Raw genomic sequence first — 14,493 nt, 5'->3', positions numbered from 1 at the left:
GCGAACGATTGCCGCGTTAGACTTGCGCGTCAGACCCACGTCATGCCGTGACGAAGATGACGCCGTGATGGCTGGAGGCGAACGCAAGGCCGCCGTTTTCGCCACCCATCCTCCGCCCCTCCCCGGCCACCGCCGCTTCAGGACTCGCATCCTCGCCCGCCCGCGCGCCGAACACAACGCGCCGCATGCGTTGGACGCCGGATGGTGGCAAATGGTTCGGGGCGGTTGTGGCGGAGGCGGATTTTTTGTATCCGGTGGTGCTATAAAGCCCCCAACGGTCCCATAGCTCAACTGGATAGAGTAGCGGATTTCTACTCCGCGGGTTGCAGGTTCGAATCCTGCTGGGATCGCCAGTATCCTCGGGCCTTTCTTGCATTCCGAGACTTAATTCACCTGGCTCATAATGTGGCCTCGTGTTTCAGGCCCTCTCGTTTGATCCTGCTCCGTCCTTGAGACACGGACCGCTTTGTTGTTTGCCCGCCGCGGAACTGGTCCGGCTCCACCCTTTTTTAGGGAGCACTGCGATGTTCGGCGCGGCTTTAGACGAAATCAATACCGCCCGAGCCCCCTCTCCGACTCTAATTGCGCACCCGCGTCCCGGAGAAGTTTCGCGAAGCGTCGAGGCGAGAAATATGCAGCGCATCGATAAGGCTATGCGGATGCCAACGAGTTCTTCGCCGTCTTAAGCTCTTCTTGACCACCTTAGCCGATCCGGTCGCAGCTCCCGGTCAGCAATGATGCCCATATCGTAGCACTCAACGCCCGTGTATCCGTATATTGGGAGTTGAGGAAAGCAATATGAAGAAATTGACCGCGCGCCAGCGCGCGCACTTCAAGAGGAAAGCTACAAAGCGCAGTAGGAATACGCAGCGCCTAGTTGCTCGCCTAAAATTAGCCAGCGAGGAGCTCGAAGGCCGAATAACGTACCACTCGCATTTCTTGAAGGAGCATGGCCTTCCTCAGTTCGGACGGACGTCGCGCGCAACCCTCATGCGCTATCCGATCCTACTTCCGGAAGTCCTCTCCCTGAGAGACAATTACGAGGAGACGGTAGCATCGATCGAAGAACTCCGGGACGCTGCGCTCAACCAGCACCGATCGATCATGTTGTACTTCGACAGACTCACCTCACTAGAGCCCGCGGCGACGCTTTTGCTCACCGCCGAGATCTACCGCTGCAAAAATCTCCGACCAGCGAGGAATGGCCTGCTTGTAAATGGCAATTACCCCACTGATAACTCCATCATCCTTCAGCTTTCCGAGATGGGGTTCTATCGGCTCATCGATGTCCCGGAGCTCGACAACGTGTTGCGTGATGACGAAGCGGACCGGCCGTATTTTGTGCCTTTCCGGACATTCAAAGGCGTAGATCCGCAGTTTGCTGCGACCTTCTGCACACTGGTATCACACGGCGCCTTCAACCTAGGAGAGCTCGCGCTGGGCCGAATGGTCGGCGCCTTAAAGGAGGCGATGGGAAACTCGGAAGAGCATGCATACCGAGGGGAGACCGGCCTGCCCACCATGAAGGGACGCTGGTGGGTCACGGGATACATCGACCCAGGCTCGCACGAAATGATGATCGTCTTCTTTGACCAAGGCGTTGGCATTCCAAAAACATTGACCATAGACTTGTTTGACAGAGTAAAGGCATTGAAGTCGCTGTCCTGGGAGCCGAGCGACGGGCATCTCGTTGCAGCGGCCACAGAACTTCACAGGACTTCTACCGGTCTGGGTGGGCGGGGCAAGGGCTTCCGCGACATGAAAAAATTCGTCGACACATGCCACGATGGCGAATTATGGGTCCTGTCCAATCGCGGATCCTATGCCTACATTAAGAACACGGATCAGATCGTCGATCGATCGTCGTCCATTGGAGGCACAATCATTCAATGGCGCGTCCGCCATTCGGAGCTATTAGAGGTCGAAGATGTCTGAGTTGAGGATCTCCGTGGCGAGAGATTTCAGCCCATATCCCGGCCCGCGGTATATTCATCAAGGGCCCTTTAGCGGAGAGAAATTCCGCAAGGTCCTGGTGAAGGAACTTCGCAAGGGTGGAACTGTACTGGTTGATCTTGACGGCACTACAGGCTTTGGGTCGTCGTTTCTCGACGAAGCATTTGGAGGACTGATACGGAATGAAGGCTTCCGTCTGGCAGAACTAAGGAATATAATCCGAATTAAATCCGATCTCGATCGGAGTTACAAAATCGAGGCTGAAGAGGCTATGCAGGAGGCAGAGCAGAACATCATCGGCAAGAAAGCTCGATGACAATCCAGTTTAGGCCTGCCCGCAACAAAAAGGACAAGCAACAGCCGGCCACCGAGGCGGCTGTTTGTGTGTCGCCGGGAGGTCATCTAACAATCAACGGGAAAACGGAGCTTTCGAGCCTTACAATCCACGTTGCGCCTTCGGCAAAAGGACTGACTGATCCTCTCGTTTATGCGCCCGCGATACCCGGCGTGCTCGTCGCACTGGTTGGCCTCCTCGTTGCTCATTGGCTCTCTGGCCATAGAGATCGACGAAAAGAACTTTCGGACCTTTGTTCTGATTTGAAGAAAGTTGCGGAGGAAGCCGCTTCGCTTGCAATGAAGGCCTGGGAGTTAGGGCCAGGTGACGACAGGGTTGAGGCTATCCGCGACACAAAGCGTAAGCTATCGATCTTGGGGACGGCGGCAACACATCTCAGTAAACGAACCCCTGGCCGCAAATCCATAGACCTCAATAGCGAAGTGGCTCGTCTGCGCAAAGCCGCGACGAACGATCCGTTCGAAGATCCCCAGCGCCATGCTTGTTCAGAGCAAACAGGCGCTATCATGCTGGCGCTCGCGGACATTCTCAGTCAAACAGACGAAAAGTTTCTCGCTCATTCAGGCAGTTAAGATCCATATCGAACTGGCCAATGCTAGAGGGGCAGGAGTCGCCAGCGCTGGCCTGAAGATCGTCGGACCGACCAATCTGCGCGGACACCGGGCTGTGCTTGCGACGCGAGATAAGGCGACTGGTGTTGGGCCGTAGCCCGCCTTCCCGCGCCTAGCATCTCCTGAAATGCCGCATCGAGTTGTTCCCTGCTGAACGTCGTAGAGATGCTCTCATGCGGCGTCCAATGTGATTGAGGGATCGCGGTCGATGCCAGCTCCACGGTCCCTCCGAGTAACTTGGCGTAGTTCTCGGCACGCCACCTCGCCAAATTGGGACCATCCAGTCCAACCGGATCCTGCAGTCCACCAACTCTCGCCGCCGCCTCGATGGTCATCGTCGCGGATCCGCCATTGTAGATCGTCGTTACCAGGTCACCGTCGACTTTCACCTGCGCATCGGTGTTCCGCAGAGAGTCGTCCGATACAAATGATTTGGGTACCACTCACACCTTGGCTCATGAGCCAGCGTGTCGCCATCAGGTCGTGTAGAACCGGATCATCCGCTGCAGATATCATCTTTAAATCCTTGATCTGCGTGAGCTGCTCTACCGGGATCCACGAACGACCTGATGCAATATCGGCTCCAGACTTTTCCAGCTGCACGCCAAATCCTGCGAGCTGTGGATTCGGATCGGACGGTGATCGAGGCTGCGGATAGCTCGATGCAACACTGCACAAACTTGAAATCAACGCTGTCTCCCAGGCTGCAATCAAGACACAACGAATCAACTACGCAATTCTCGGGCCACGTCGTTCGACGCAGCAAACCCTGATAATTCAGCCTTTCCGGCGTGGAGCCAGATTTCACTCATAGGAATTTTCTACCTATGAGGGAAACAATATCCTCTCTCCGATGATCAACTCACCGGCACCCGCGGCTTGCGATGATGCCGGACGACCGGTGGCGGTGGTGCCACCGGCTGCAGCGTCACCACCACCGGGTTGGGCTTGTGATCCATCGCGGCGCCGGTGGCGGCGTCGACGCCCATGCCGACCACGCCGCCGAGCAGCAGGTTGCCGGCAAAGCCGGCGCCGCCGCCGCCGGAGATTTCGCGGGTCAGCGGGATGATCTGCGGCTCATAGCCTTCTTTGCTCAGGCTGACGGTGATGTCGGCGTTGCGGTTCACCTCGACCACGCACGGCGTGACGCAGGAAAACGGCGCCTTGGTGCCGGACACATCGGCCTTGGCGCCGGCCGGCGTGCTCGCGATCGAAATGTTCTCCGTGGTGCCGCGCGTCACCGACGCGCACCCCGACAGCAGCAACGCGGCCAGCACCGCGCCTCCCAATGACCGCATTGCAACCCCTCTGATACCGATGCTCCCAGAGCACCGTGTTCGAGCGGGATTTCAAGCCGTCGCGGCCCGCCAAAGCCGCAACTGAGACGCAGAGACAAACCTATCTGCAGGATGTCCCCACACCGCGGGATCGGCGCCTGGATGCAGTCAGCCATTTTACCAGCGGCCCCCTCGCATGACGCGGCAGCGGCCCTGTGGCAGAATCGGATACCGATCTCCGTACCGGTGAGCATTCGAGATCTCGTGGACCAGTCCCAAGCCCGCGCCATTCTGCATCTGAAGGCGGAGATCGTCCGCGTCCGCTCGTTCGGCCAGTCGCACAGCTACAAGTTCTGGGCCTTCAAGGTCGACGAAATCATCGATCCGGTATGGACCGACGGTGCGACCACCACATCGACGGTGTGGCTGACGACCGATTACGGACTGCTCGACGGCACCGGCTATCGCGACCGCCGCAAATTCCGCATCGATCCCGGCGGCCGAGTGTCGCTGATCCAGGCCAGCAGCCACGACGGCAGCATCGTCGAGGGCCGCAATGCCGGACGGCTGGCGAGCGGCGTCGCGCGCTCCGTGGCTTGGCCCGGGACCGGGCGCTGATCAGAACTGCCGGCTCCTGAGCAAATAGGCCGGGATCGCCAGCCCTGCCCCGATCGCGCCGACGATCGACAGCACCCGGACGAACGCCTGCGAGGCGGCGACGATCTGCGCAGTCGAGGAGCCGGTGGTGTCGGCGGCGACCGCCATATAGCCGAGCATCGCCTGGCCGAAGAACGCCCCCGGCACCATCGGGATGCAGCCGGCGAGCGCAACGGCGTTACAGGCCGGGCCGAGCCAGCGCAGCGCCAGGATCGCGGTGAATGAGGTGACGAAGGCCGCCGCGAAGGTCGCAGCCTCGATGCTGCCGCCGGTCTGCTGCACCACGGTGCGCACCGCCAGCGCCAGCGCACCGGCGACCGCGCACCAGGCGAGCGTGCGCCAGCCGAAATTGAACAGCACGCCGAACCCGGCCGCAGCCAGCGCGCCGAACGCCGCCTGATGCGCCAGATGCGGCAGCATCGCGATCCAGGTCGCGGTCATGCGTGGATCCTCAGAACGAATTCGGCCAGCCACAGCCCGGTGACGGCGAACACCATGATCATGATCACGGTGACGGCGCGGGCGCTGCCCATGGTCGGATAGCCGTCCATCACGTCGGTCTGCGCGTTGGTCGACGGCACGCCCGGCACCAGCAGCAGGATCGACGCCATCATGGCCAGCTCGGTGGTGGAGCTGCCGAGCAGGCGCGCGCCGAGACCGCCGAGCGCCGCCGAGATGCAGCCGACGATCGCCGCGACGACGAACACGTTGACGCGGCGGCCGAGCAGCAGATGACGGACGCCCTGCCCGATGGTCGCCGCCGCCAGCACCGGACCGAACGACAGCCAATCCGAGCCGAGCAGCCGGCCGAACGCGGCGCAAGCGGCGCCAGTGGCGATCGCCACCAGCCACGGCGGATGCCGCGGCGTATCCTTTTGCAGCCGCTTCAGCTCGGCCTCGATCGCGTCCGGCGTCATGTCGCCTTCGGACGCGCGCTTCAGCAGATCGCGCACCGCGAAGTCGAGCCGGTGGTTCACGCCGTGCGGGCCGATCTGCATCATGCGGGTGATGCTGTGATGGCCGCGCGCCAGCGTGATCTCGAACGAGGCGTAGCCGGAGCGCATCCCGAGCACCTCGACGCCGAGCCCCTCCGCCACCATCCGCGCGCCTTCATGCACCACCCGCACCGAGGCCCCGCTCTGCGCCAACACCGCGCCGGCCTGCAGCGCGACGTGCGAGATCCGCGCCAGCGAATACGGATGGATCGGTTCGAGGTCGGCGGGATCGGGTTCAATCGTCGTCATGGCGGATCGCTATACAGATCGAAGTGGGGCGAAAGCAGGATTGGTACGACAGGTGCGCGGGACGGATACCACCCAGCAACTAATCGCGGTCGCATATTACCATTTGCGCCTGATCAGTGACGGGTTAACGCCACTGGCGTTGAACGCTTCCAATTCCGCAATGCAGGTCTATGCTCAATGCGGCCTCGGCCGCTGATTATTCGAGGAATGGGGTTGAAGATGAAGCTATCGACATTGATCGTCGCCTGCATCGCCGCCGCCGTGGTGGTTTTCGGCGTCCGTAATTTCGAGTCAGAGCCCAGTCCGACCGATACGACCGAGCAAGCGGTCGCTCCCGCTGCGCCGGCTCCTGTCAGTCCGATCAAGACGCTGACCTCGACCTCCTGCCCGTCCGACGGCTGCCCGGTGTCCTGCGCCGAGGACGACACGCTGCTGTCGGCGTTCTGCGTCAGCGGCACCAAGGCTCGCTTCGCCGATACGCTCAAGCTCGCGGGTGGCAAGCTGACTGCGACCTGCGGCATGGGCGCCAGCAGCATCCTGGCCTATTGCGGCCGGCCGTAACCGCGGCGACGACGGCCCGGCTCACGCCGGGCCATCGCATCATCGGCCTTACTTGAGACCGAGCAATTCCACGTCGAAGATCAGGGTCGCATTCGGCGGGATCACGCCGCCGGCGCCGCGCGCGCCGTAGCCGAGCTCCGGCGGAATGATCAGCGTGCGCTTGCCGCCGACCTTCATGCTGGCGACGCCCTCGTCCCAGCCCTTGATCACTCGGCCCATGCCGATCGGGAATTCGAACGGCTCGTTGCGATCGACCGAGGAGTCGAATTTGCGGGTTTTGGCGCCGTTCTCGTACAGCCAGCCGGTGTAGTGCATCACGCAGATCTGGCCGCGCGCCGGCGACGCGCCGGTGCCGACCTGGGTGTCGATGATCTGCAGACCGGACGGCGTGGTGACGGTTTTGGCGGATTCGGACATGGCGGGGGTGCTCGACATCAGGGCCGCAGCGGGCGACAGCGCAACAACGGCCAAAGCCAGCACAGCGCCGGCGGGAAAAGCGAAACGCATCGGATTGTCCTTCGGGAAGATCGACGTCGGTCGCGGTGAGGCCCGGTTGTAGCCGCTCGGCGCCGATCCGACAACCGAGGCGGCCGCGACCACCCCGCGCACGCGCTCGCTTCGCGCGGCCGCCTGCCCGGTGGTCCAAACGATCGAGGCCCGGCTGCACACCGGGCCTCGGTCGCCGAACTCATTCTCTGGCGAACGCCGACGGCCCGAACTTGTAGTTCACCCCGAGCGACACCGTCTGCAGCTTGTTGCTCTGCGGCGCCAGATTGACGCCATCCAGTTCAGGTGTCACGGACGTGCCGAAGGCCGACGACGCGCCGAAATCGAAGTACTTATATTCCAGCGCCACCGACCAGGACGGCGCCATCGCGTATTCGAGGCCGCCGCCGATCGTCCAGCCCCAATTGGTTCTGGTGCTCTCAAGCGTCGTGCCGCCGACGCCGACGGCGTTGAACTGATCCTGCTGGCGATTCCACGCCGCGCCGCCTTTCACATACAGCAGCGTTCGATCGACCGCGTAGCCGCCGCGCGCCGTGAAGGCGCCGATCGCGTCGATCTTGCTGCCGCAATTGAAGCCGGCGACGACCGGATTGGGATACGCGCCGAAGCAAGTGTCGGTGCCGCGGATATTGGCCCAGTTCGCCGAGGCTTCGACGCCTGCGACCAGATGGCCGACCTGATAGTTCGCACCGATCTGGCCGCCGAGCAGCGCGCCGCCGAGATCGGCGCGGTCGCCCGTCACTGGCGTGGGGAACGGATCGGCATAGGTGGTACGTCCCCATCCCGCGCCGACGCTGGCGCCGGCGTAGAGGCCGGTCCAATTCACCACTGCGATCGGCGATGCCTTGGTGATGCCGCGCGCCGCGGCCTCGCCCGGATCGACATCGCCGAACTTGTAAGAGGTCTGCAAGAAGCCGCCATAGCGCTCGGAATAGAACTGCATCGGCGAGGTCGTCACTTCTCTCGGGAAGATCGTGCTGGCGCTGTCGGTCGCGAAGTACCAATAGCGGCCACCGACGCCGACGCTGAGGCGATCGGTGACGGCGTAAGACAGGATCGCTTCGAATTGCGTGCCCCAGCCGTGCCCGACCTCCGACTGCGGATTGATGTCGGCGCGGAACCAATGATTGTCGAAGCCGGCGCGATTGACGTAAGGCAGATAGGCCGCATCCACCTCTAGCCGCAACCGCTCGGTCAGCGGCGCACGAACGTTGAGGCCGAGCGCGACGCCACGCCAGGACTCGGTCTCGCTGAGACCGACAAAGTTGGTGGGAAACGGGACGCCACAGGTGTCGAAATCGGTCGCGATCTGCCGACAGCCGAAGCCGTTGCCGGTCTGGTAGAACGAACGATAACCGACGAACCCGCCGAGCTTACGGCCGCCGTCGTTGATGAAATTGTAGCCGATGTCGGCACTGCCGAAGGCCAGGCGGCCGTCGCGCATCTCCGAGATCGTGTTCGAGTAATTCACTTCGCTCGGGAAATCTTCGTCGTTGAGCTGACCGCTGACGAGATGGCCGAGACCGAGATTGGCCTTGGCGAACAGACCTGAAGCGTGATCGACGCGCACGAAGGCTTCGAGCGAATGTCCGGTCTGATCGCCGTAGATCAGCCGCGAATTCAATCGGCTCGGCTGAACATTGTCGTTCAGATCCTTCTGCATCCGCCCCGAGCTGCCCCAATACCGGGTGCCGGCCTCGATCTGCCAGCCGAGCTGCAGCGCGGCGGTCTTGACGAACAGCGGCACGTCGCCGCCCGCGCCGAGCGTCGGTGCGCCCGAGCCGAGCCGATAGTTGAGGCCCGCCTTGACCAGATCGAGCTTCTGCTTGAAGCCGACCTCGGAGGCATTGCCGAACTGATCGACGTAAGAGGTGTCCTGGGTGCCGAAATCGACGTGGTTGTACTCGACGAACCCCGACAGGTTCGGACTGAGCGCATATTCGAAGCCCGTGCCGGCGACCCAGCCCCACCGAGTGCCGCTTTCGGTGAAGCGGCTGGCGCTGCCTGCGCGCTGCACCTCGCTGCTGCCGGTTGCCCACGCCGCGCCGGCCTTGCCGTAGATCAACAGATTGCCCCAGGTCTGCCCGAGCCGACCGGTGATCGTGCCGAGCGACGACAGCTCGTTGTGGCAGGTGAAATTTCTACGTGTCCCGATGTCGGTGGCGCATTTGGCGTAGCCGCCGATATCCGCTGCGGCGGCGGACGCTTCGATGCCGGCGACCCAGCGGCCGACCTGATAGTTCGCCCCGATCTGACCGCCGCCGAACAGCCCGGAGCTATCACCGCGCCCGGGGAAACCACCAGAGGACGAAGCGGCGAGCAGCGCGCCCGTCGCCGACTCCCAATCGTTGCTGCCGAAGCCTCCGCCGGCATGGACACCGACATAGATTCCGGTCCAGTTCCACTGCGGCAGCGGCACGCCGGGGAGCGGTGCCACGCTGACCGAGGCAGCGCCGAGCCGATAGTTGAGGCCGACCTTGACCAGATGCGCGGTCTGCCCGATCGACACGTCGGCCAGATTGCCGAACTGATCGGACATCGTCAGCGAGCGATTGCCGAAATCCGCGTAATTGTACTCGATCTTGCCCGACAGCCCCGGCAGGAAGGCGTATTCGATGCCGACACCGGCCAGCCAGCCGGCGCGGGTCTCGGACGCTTCGAGCACGTTGACGACGTTGCCGCTGACCATGCGGCGATGAATGTCGGCCCAGGCAGCGCCGGCTTTGCCATAGACCAGCAAGTCGCCGGCGGCATAGCCGAAGCGCGCGGCCAGCGTCCAGAGCTCGTCGATCCGGCTGGTGCAGGCAAACGTCCCAACCAGACAGCGCGCCAGCCCGTTGATGGAGCCGAAGCTGGCGTCGCCCTCGAGACCGACGACGTAGTGTCCGACCTGGGCGTTATAGCCGGCCTGGATACCCGTCATCGCATTGCCGCTGACGCCATGGCCGTAGAAATCCTGCGGCGCAACCGCAGTGCCGCCGCCCGTAATGCTGTTCCACGCATTATCCGAGGCGGCACCACCAACGTGACTGCCGATGTAGAAGCCGGTCCAATCCGTCACAGCCGGCGCAGAGGCAGGCGCCTTGATGACCCGCAGATCGTCCGCGTGTGCTCCGCCGCATCCGACGACCACCACCGACCAGACAGTCAACCACGCTGAGACATTCTTCATACCGCCCCCTTCCGCCAAAAAGCGCACCACCCAGCTTAGGGGAAAGCTGATTCTCTCAGGGAACACTACTCTCGCGGGTGCATGGTGCCTGAGCACAACACAGCAAAATTCCGCGCCCGCGACGCCGCGAGTTGTAGGAACTGCCGGCGGGGGTAGAGTCGATCGCAGCAACCAAGGCTGGATCATGCAAAACGGCCTGTACTCAATTCACATCCGGATGCTCGACGGCATCCGCGCGAAGGCCAACGGGATCATCATCCTGCGCAATGGCCGGCTGCTCGGGGGCGATCCTTACTTCTGGACTGTCGGCGACTACATGCTCGGCGATGGAACCTGGAAAGGCGAGCTGCTGACTCGGCAGCACACGCCCTACAGCGAGACGCCAGGACGCCCGCTGTTCACAGGACACGACGTGACGACCGGGTTCTCCGGCAGTTTCGCCGACGCTCGCTCCGAAGTGTTCGGGACGTCGTTGATCGGCAGCCGCAGCGTCGCCTTTCGCGCCACGCTGCGGCTGCTCACCGCCGATTAATCGGGTAGCTTCAAGCCGCTCCCAATGCAGCGGCGCGCGGACTACTTCTTCATGTGATCCTTGGACATCTGATCCTTGGACATGCCGTCCTTGTGCATACCGTCCTTCGCCATGGTGTCTTTCTTCATGCCGTCTTTGGACATCGAGTCCTTGGCCATGGAGTCTTTGGACATGCCGTCCTTCTTCTCCATCTTGTCCATCGCGTAGGCGGCAGGAGCCACGGCGAGGCCGGAGGCGAACGCGGCGAGAGCGAAGGCGGCGGCAAAACGGGTGCGGGTCATGTGGTGTGATCCTTGTCGATATCATCGGCGCGGCGAATGCCGCCCTTTGTCTCGACGTTGAAATCATCCCGCATGTTACGCCGGACCGAAATATTTCTTGCTCTCAGTTCGACGGCATAGCCGGACGCGCGTGCATCGCAACAGGCCCGCTGCCGCACTGCAACTAACAAACATCGTACCAATTGGGCCAGTTTGTCGCATCATGCCTTGACCATTGCGCGACTGATGCTCTAGCGATTCAGGCCAACATATAATGATCGGGAGAGAAACGATGCTGTCACGCCGCCACCTCCTCGTCTCCGCATTGGCCGCGCCTGCCGTCCTCAAATACGGGATCGGCGCTGCGCAGGCGGCCACCACGCTGAAGATCTCGCATCAGTTTCCTGGCGGCACCATCGACAAGGGCGACTTCCGCGACCGGCTGTGCCGCAAGTTCGCCGAGGAGATCGGCAAGCGCTCCGGCGGCGAACTCGCCGGCGAAGTCTATCCGGGCTCGTCGCTGATCAAAACCAAGGCGCAATTCTCGGCGATGCGCAAAGGCGCACTCGACCTGTCGCTGTATCCGATGCCCTATGCGGGCGGCGAAGTTCCGGAGACCAATATCGGACTAATGCCCGGCCTGGTGTCCACCTACGATCAGGGTCTGTCGTGGAAGACCAAGCCGGTCGGCAAGATGCTGACCGATCTGCTCGCCGACAAGGGCATCATGCTGATCACCTGGGTGTGGCAGGCCGGCGGCGTCGCCAGCCGCTCCGAACCGCTGGTCGAACCGGACGACGCCAAGGGCCTGAAGGTGCGCGGCGGCTCGCGGGAGATGGACATGGTGCTGCAGAAGGCCGGCGCCGCGGTGCTGTCGGTGCCGTCCAACGAGATCTACGCGGCGATGCAGACCGGCGCCTGCGACGCCGGGATCACCTCCTCCACCAGCCTGATCTCGTTCCGGCTCGAGGAAGTCGCCAAGCACCTCACCTCCGGCGCCGACGCATCGTACTGGTTCATGTTCGAACCGCTGATGATGTCGAAGGCGGTGTTCGACAAGCTGCCGAAGAACCACCAGGACATCATCCTGTCGGTCGGCAGCGATCTCGAAGCGTTCGGCAAGAAGGGCGCCCAGGACGACGATATCGAGGTCGCCAAGGTCTACGAGAAGGCCGGCGCAAAGGTCGACAAGCTCGATCAGGCGACCGTCGAGAAGTGGCGTGCGATCGCCCGCGACACCGCGTGGAAGGACTACGCCGCAAAGACCGAGACCTCGGCCAAGCTGCTGAAGCTCGCCACCGACAACGCCGCATGATGCACGGTGTCGCGCCGGCTTCCCCAGACGCCGCCTCCCGCCGCGGATTGATCGGTGCGGCGGCGCGGGGGCTGGCTTTCGTCAACGGCATCATCCTTGTCCTGGCGGCGCTGGCGCTGGTCGCAGCTTGCTGTATCCTCAGCTACAGCGTGATCAGTCGCGGCCTGTTCAACGCCGCCACCTATTGGCAGGACGAGGCCGCGGTATTCCTGCTGGTCGGGGCCACCTTCCTCACCGCCGCGTTCGTGCAGGGGCAGCGCGGCCATATCGGCATCGAGGCCTTCACCGGACTGCTGCCACCCGCGGTCAACCGGGTGCGCCTGCTGCTGGTCGATGTCGGCAGCCTCGCCTTCTGCGGTTTCTTCGCCTGGAAGTCGTGGACGCTGACCCATGAAGCCTTTGTCGACGGCCAGGTCACCGACTCGATCTGGTCGCCGCCGCTCGCGATCCCTTACGGACTGATGGCCGCCGGCATGACCCTGCTCTGTCTTCAACTCGCTCTGCAGATCGTTCAGGCCTTCGGGACGCGCCGCCCGTGACCGTGCTCGGCATCGGCATCAGCTACGGCCTCGCCACCCTGGCGGCGATGTTCTCCGGCATGCCGATCGCGTTCGCGCTCGGCGCGGTCGCGCTGGCATTCATGGCGATCTATATGCCGCACGCCTCGCTCGATACGGTGACGCAGAACGTCTACGAGGAGATGGCGTCGATCACGCTGCTGTCGATCCCGCTGTTCATCCTCAAGGGCGCGGCGATCGGCAAGTCGCGCGCCGGTCAGGATCTGTATTCGGCGCTTCACGCCTGGCTGCACCGCGTCCCCGGCGGGCTCGGCGTCGCCAACGTGTTCGCCTGTGCGCTGTTCGCCGCGATGGCCGGCTCCTCGCCCGCGACCTGCTCGGCGATCGGCTCGGCCGGCATTCCGGAGATGCGCAAGCGCGGTTATTCCGGCGGTTTCGCCGCCGGCATCATCGCGGCCGGAGGTACGCTGGGCATCCTGCTGCCGCCGTCGGTGACGATGATCTTGTTCGCGGTGGCGGCCGAGAAATCGCTCGGCCGGCTGTTCCTCGCCGGGATCGGTCCGGGGCTACTGCTGGTGACGCTGTTCGGGCTGTACGCGGTATGGCGCTTCCGCAACGAATACGCCGCCGCCAAGGCGGCCTACGAGCAAACCGGTCAGAACTCGGCGATCCTCACTCGCGAGCACTACACCATGGCACAGCGCTTCGGTGCGTTGCCGCGAGTGCTGCCGTTCGTGATCCTGCTCACCGGCGTGATGATCGCGCTGTATGGCGGCTACGCCACGCCGTCGGAGACAGCCGGTCTCGGGGGCTTGTTGGCGCTGGCGTTGATCGCGCTGATCTACGGGGTGTGGAAACCGTCCGACCTGTCGCCGATCCTGACCTCGACGATCCGCGAAAGCACCATGCTGATGATGATCATCGGCATGTCGCTGCTGTATTCCTACGTGATGAGCTACCTGCACATCTCGCAGTCGGCCGCCGAAGCGATCGTGGCGATGCAATTGCCACGCTGGGGATTGCTGGTAGCGATCCTGGCGCTGGTGGTGGTGCTCGGCTTCTTTCTGCCGCCGGTGTCGATCATCCTGATGACCGCGCCGATCATCCTGCCGCCGCTGCGCGCCGCCGGCTTCGACATCATCTGGTTCGGCGTGGTGATGACCATCGTGATGGAGATGGGCCTGATCCACCCGCCGGTCGGCCTCAACATCTTCGTCATCCGCAACGTCGCCCCCGACATCCCGCTGTCCGAAGTGATCTGGGGCACGCTGCCGTTCGTGCTGCTGATGATGCTGGCGGTGCTGCTGCTGTGCTTCGTCCCCGGCATCTCGACCTGGCTGCCGGACCTGGTGATGGGCCCGGAGAGCGCGCGCTAACCCGCCCCCCGGACGCGCCGCGGCGCGCCGGGCCGCTGCGCAGATCCGGGGCCCCGGTTTCTTCGCTAAGCGCCGCTAGAGCAGGATGATTTCAGGCTGAATCGATTTTGGATTCCCAAATCGGAATTGTTCTGATTCAACATGCTGGCTGGAGG

Annotated in this window: 15 protein-coding genes and 1 tRNA gene; 10 read left to right on the top strand and 6 right to left on the bottom strand. The window is 63.1% G+C overall.

Going from position 1 to position 14,493, the window contains the following annotated elements:
- Nucleotides 1-276: 276 nt before the first annotated feature.
- The 4 genes from DNX69_RS01180 (at nt 277) to DNX69_RS26015 (ending at nt 2,880) form a co-directional block, all read left to right on the top strand.
- Nucleotides 277-353, top strand: a tRNA-Arg gene (locus DNX69_RS01180).
- 445 nt (nt 354-798) lie between these two features.
- Nucleotides 799-1,935, top strand: coding sequence for a sensor histidine kinase (locus tag DNX69_RS01175; RefSeq protein ID WP_110784167.1), 1,137 nt, complete (start codon nt 799-801; stop codon nt 1,933-1,935).
- Nucleotides 1,928-2,269 (top strand): STAS-like domain-containing protein, encoded by a 342-nt coding sequence (locus DNX69_RS01170; RefSeq protein WP_110784165.1) that lies wholly within the window; start codon nt 1,928-1,930, stop codon nt 2,267-2,269. Before DNX69_RS01175 ends, DNX69_RS01170 begins: the two co-directional genes overlap by 8 nt.
- Nucleotides 2,266-2,880, top strand: coding sequence for a hypothetical protein (locus DNX69_RS26015; RefSeq protein ID WP_133255957.1), 615 nt, complete (start codon nt 2,266-2,268; stop codon nt 2,878-2,880). The genes DNX69_RS01170 and DNX69_RS26015 overlap by 4 nt, the downstream gene beginning before the upstream one ends.
- A gap of 896 nt (nt 2,881-3,776) precedes the next feature.
- Here DNX69_RS26015 and DNX69_RS01160 read toward each other — a convergent pair.
- Nucleotides 3,777-4,217: a translation initiation factor 2 gene (locus DNX69_RS01160; protein ID WP_110784164.1), complete on the bottom strand. Its 441-nt coding sequence runs from the start codon at nt 4,215-4,217 to the stop codon at nt 3,777-3,779.
- A 243-nt stretch (nt 4,218-4,460) separates the two neighbouring features.
- Here DNX69_RS01160 and DNX69_RS01155 point away from each other — a divergent pair, with 243 nt between their 5' ends.
- On the top strand, nt 4,461-4,814 hold the full coding sequence (locus DNX69_RS01155) for a hypothetical protein (protein ID WP_110784162.1): 354 nt from the start codon (nt 4,461-4,463) through the stop codon (nt 4,812-4,814).
- Here DNX69_RS01155 and DNX69_RS01150 read toward each other — a convergent pair whose 3' ends face one another.
- Both DNX69_RS01150 and DNX69_RS01145 read right to left on the bottom strand, forming a co-directional pair.
- Entirely contained in the window at nt 4,815-5,294 is a 480-nt protein-coding gene (locus DNX69_RS01150) for a threonine/serine exporter family protein (protein ID WP_110784161.1), read from the bottom strand.
- Nucleotides 5,291-6,097: a threonine/serine exporter family protein gene (locus DNX69_RS01145; protein ID WP_110784159.1), complete on the bottom strand. Its 807-nt coding sequence runs from the start codon at nt 6,095-6,097 to the stop codon at nt 5,291-5,293. Before DNX69_RS01145 ends, DNX69_RS01150 begins: the two co-directional genes overlap by 4 nt.
- 219 nt (nt 6,098-6,316) lie before the next feature.
- Between DNX69_RS01145 and DNX69_RS01140 the strand changes: the two genes are divergently transcribed.
- A complete protein-coding gene (locus tag DNX69_RS01140) occupies nt 6,317-6,658 on the top strand; it encodes a hypothetical protein (RefSeq protein WP_110784346.1) in 342 nt (113 codons plus the stop codon).
- A gap of 48 nt (nt 6,659-6,706) precedes the next feature.
- Here DNX69_RS01140 and DNX69_RS01135 read toward each other — a convergent pair whose 3' ends face one another.
- Nucleotides 6,707-7,165: an FKBP-type peptidyl-prolyl cis-trans isomerase gene (locus tag DNX69_RS01135; RefSeq protein ID WP_110784345.1), complete on the bottom strand. Its 459-nt coding sequence runs from the start codon at nt 7,163-7,165 to the stop codon at nt 6,707-6,709.
- A 181-nt stretch (nt 7,166-7,346) separates the two neighbouring features.
- Nucleotides 7,347-10,337, bottom strand: coding sequence for an outer membrane protein (locus DNX69_RS01130; protein ID WP_110784158.1), 2,991 nt, complete (start codon nt 10,335-10,337; stop codon nt 7,347-7,349).
- A gap of 184 nt (nt 10,338-10,521) precedes the next feature.
- On the opposite strand from DNX69_RS01130, the gene DNX69_RS01125 reads away from it, so the two are divergent.
- Nucleotides 10,522-10,869 (top strand): GrlR family regulatory protein, encoded by a 348-nt coding sequence (locus DNX69_RS01125; RefSeq protein ID WP_110784156.1) that lies wholly within the window; start codon nt 10,522-10,524, stop codon nt 10,867-10,869.
- Nucleotides 10,870-10,910: 41 nt separating this feature from the next.
- On the opposite strand, the gene DNX69_RS01120 is transcribed toward DNX69_RS01125, so the two are convergent.
- Nucleotides 10,911-11,150, bottom strand: a complete 240-nt coding sequence (locus DNX69_RS01120; RefSeq protein ID WP_110784155.1) for a pentapeptide MXKDX repeat protein — start codon at nt 11,148-11,150, stop codon at nt 10,911-10,913.
- A 271-nt stretch (nt 11,151-11,421) separates the two neighbouring features.
- Here DNX69_RS01120 and dctP point away from each other — a divergent pair, with 271 nt between their 5' ends.
- Genes dctP through DNX69_RS01105 form a run of 3 tightly spaced genes read left to right on the top strand, consistent with a single transcriptional unit; the run spans nt 11,422 to nt 14,338 of the window.
- The gene (gene dctP, locus DNX69_RS01115) at nt 11,422-12,444 is read left to right on the top strand and encodes a TRAP transporter substrate-binding protein DctP (protein ID WP_110784153.1); all 1,023 of its coding nucleotides are present in this window, start codon (nt 11,422-11,424) and stop codon (nt 12,442-12,444) included.
- Nucleotides 12,441-12,983, top strand: a complete 543-nt coding sequence (locus DNX69_RS01110) for a TRAP transporter small permease (RefSeq protein ID WP_110784152.1) — start codon at nt 12,441-12,443, stop codon at nt 12,981-12,983. Before dctP ends, DNX69_RS01110 begins: the two co-directional genes overlap by 4 nt.
- Nucleotides 12,980-14,338, top strand: coding sequence for a TRAP transporter large permease (locus DNX69_RS01105; protein WP_110784150.1), 1,359 nt, complete (start codon nt 12,980-12,982; stop codon nt 14,336-14,338). Before DNX69_RS01110 ends, DNX69_RS01105 begins: the two co-directional genes overlap by 4 nt.
- Nucleotides 14,339-14,493: the final 155 nt, after the last annotated feature.

It is taken from the genome of Rhodopseudomonas palustris (assembly GCF_003226555.1).
In the GTDB taxonomy this organism is placed as follows: domain Bacteria; phylum Pseudomonadota; class Alphaproteobacteria; order Rhizobiales; family Xanthobacteraceae; genus Rhodopseudomonas; species Rhodopseudomonas palustris_I.
Note: the sequence above shows the minus strand (reverse complement) of the source record. Positions and strands in the feature narration are given on the sequence as shown.

Coding starts and splice junctions, on each gene's coding strand:
- DNX69_RS01145 (WP_110784159.1), bottom strand. CDS start 6,097: ATGACGACGATTGAACCCGATCCCGCCGACCTCGAACCGATCCATCCG.
- DNX69_RS01170 (WP_110784165.1), top strand. CDS start 1,928: ATGTCTGAGTTGAGGATCTCCGTGGCGAGAGATTTCAGCCCATATCCC.
- DNX69_RS26015 (WP_133255957.1), top strand. CDS start 2,266: ATGACAATCCAGTTTAGGCCTGCCCGCAACAAAAAGGACAAGCAACAG.
- DNX69_RS01140 (WP_110784346.1), top strand. CDS start 6,317: ATGAAGCTATCGACATTGATCGTCGCCTGCATCGCCGCCGCCGTGGTG.
- dctP (WP_110784153.1), top strand. CDS start 11,422: ATGCTGTCACGCCGCCACCTCCTCGTCTCCGCATTGGCCGCGCCTGCC.
- DNX69_RS01120 (WP_110784155.1), bottom strand. CDS start 11,150: ATGACCCGCACCCGTTTTGCCGCCGCCTTCGCTCTCGCCGCGTTCGCC.
- DNX69_RS01160 (WP_110784164.1), bottom strand. CDS start 4,217: ATGCGGTCATTGGGAGGCGCGGTGCTGGCCGCGTTGCTGCTGTCGGGG.
- DNX69_RS01150 (WP_110784161.1), bottom strand. CDS start 5,294: ATGACCGCGACCTGGATCGCGATGCTGCCGCATCTGGCGCATCAGGCG.
- DNX69_RS01110 (WP_110784152.1), top strand. CDS start 12,441: ATGATGCACGGTGTCGCGCCGGCTTCCCCAGACGCCGCCTCCCGCCGC.
- DNX69_RS01175 (WP_110784167.1), top strand. CDS start 799: ATGAAGAAATTGACCGCGCGCCAGCGCGCGCACTTCAAGAGGAAAGCT.
- DNX69_RS01130 (WP_110784158.1), bottom strand. CDS start 10,337: ATGAAGAATGTCTCAGCGTGGTTGACTGTCTGGTCGGTGGTGGTCGTC.
- DNX69_RS01135 (WP_110784345.1), bottom strand. CDS start 7,165: ATGCGTTTCGCTTTTCCCGCCGGCGCTGTGCTGGCTTTGGCCGTTGTT.
- DNX69_RS01125 (WP_110784156.1), top strand. CDS start 10,522: ATGCAAAACGGCCTGTACTCAATTCACATCCGGATGCTCGACGGCATC.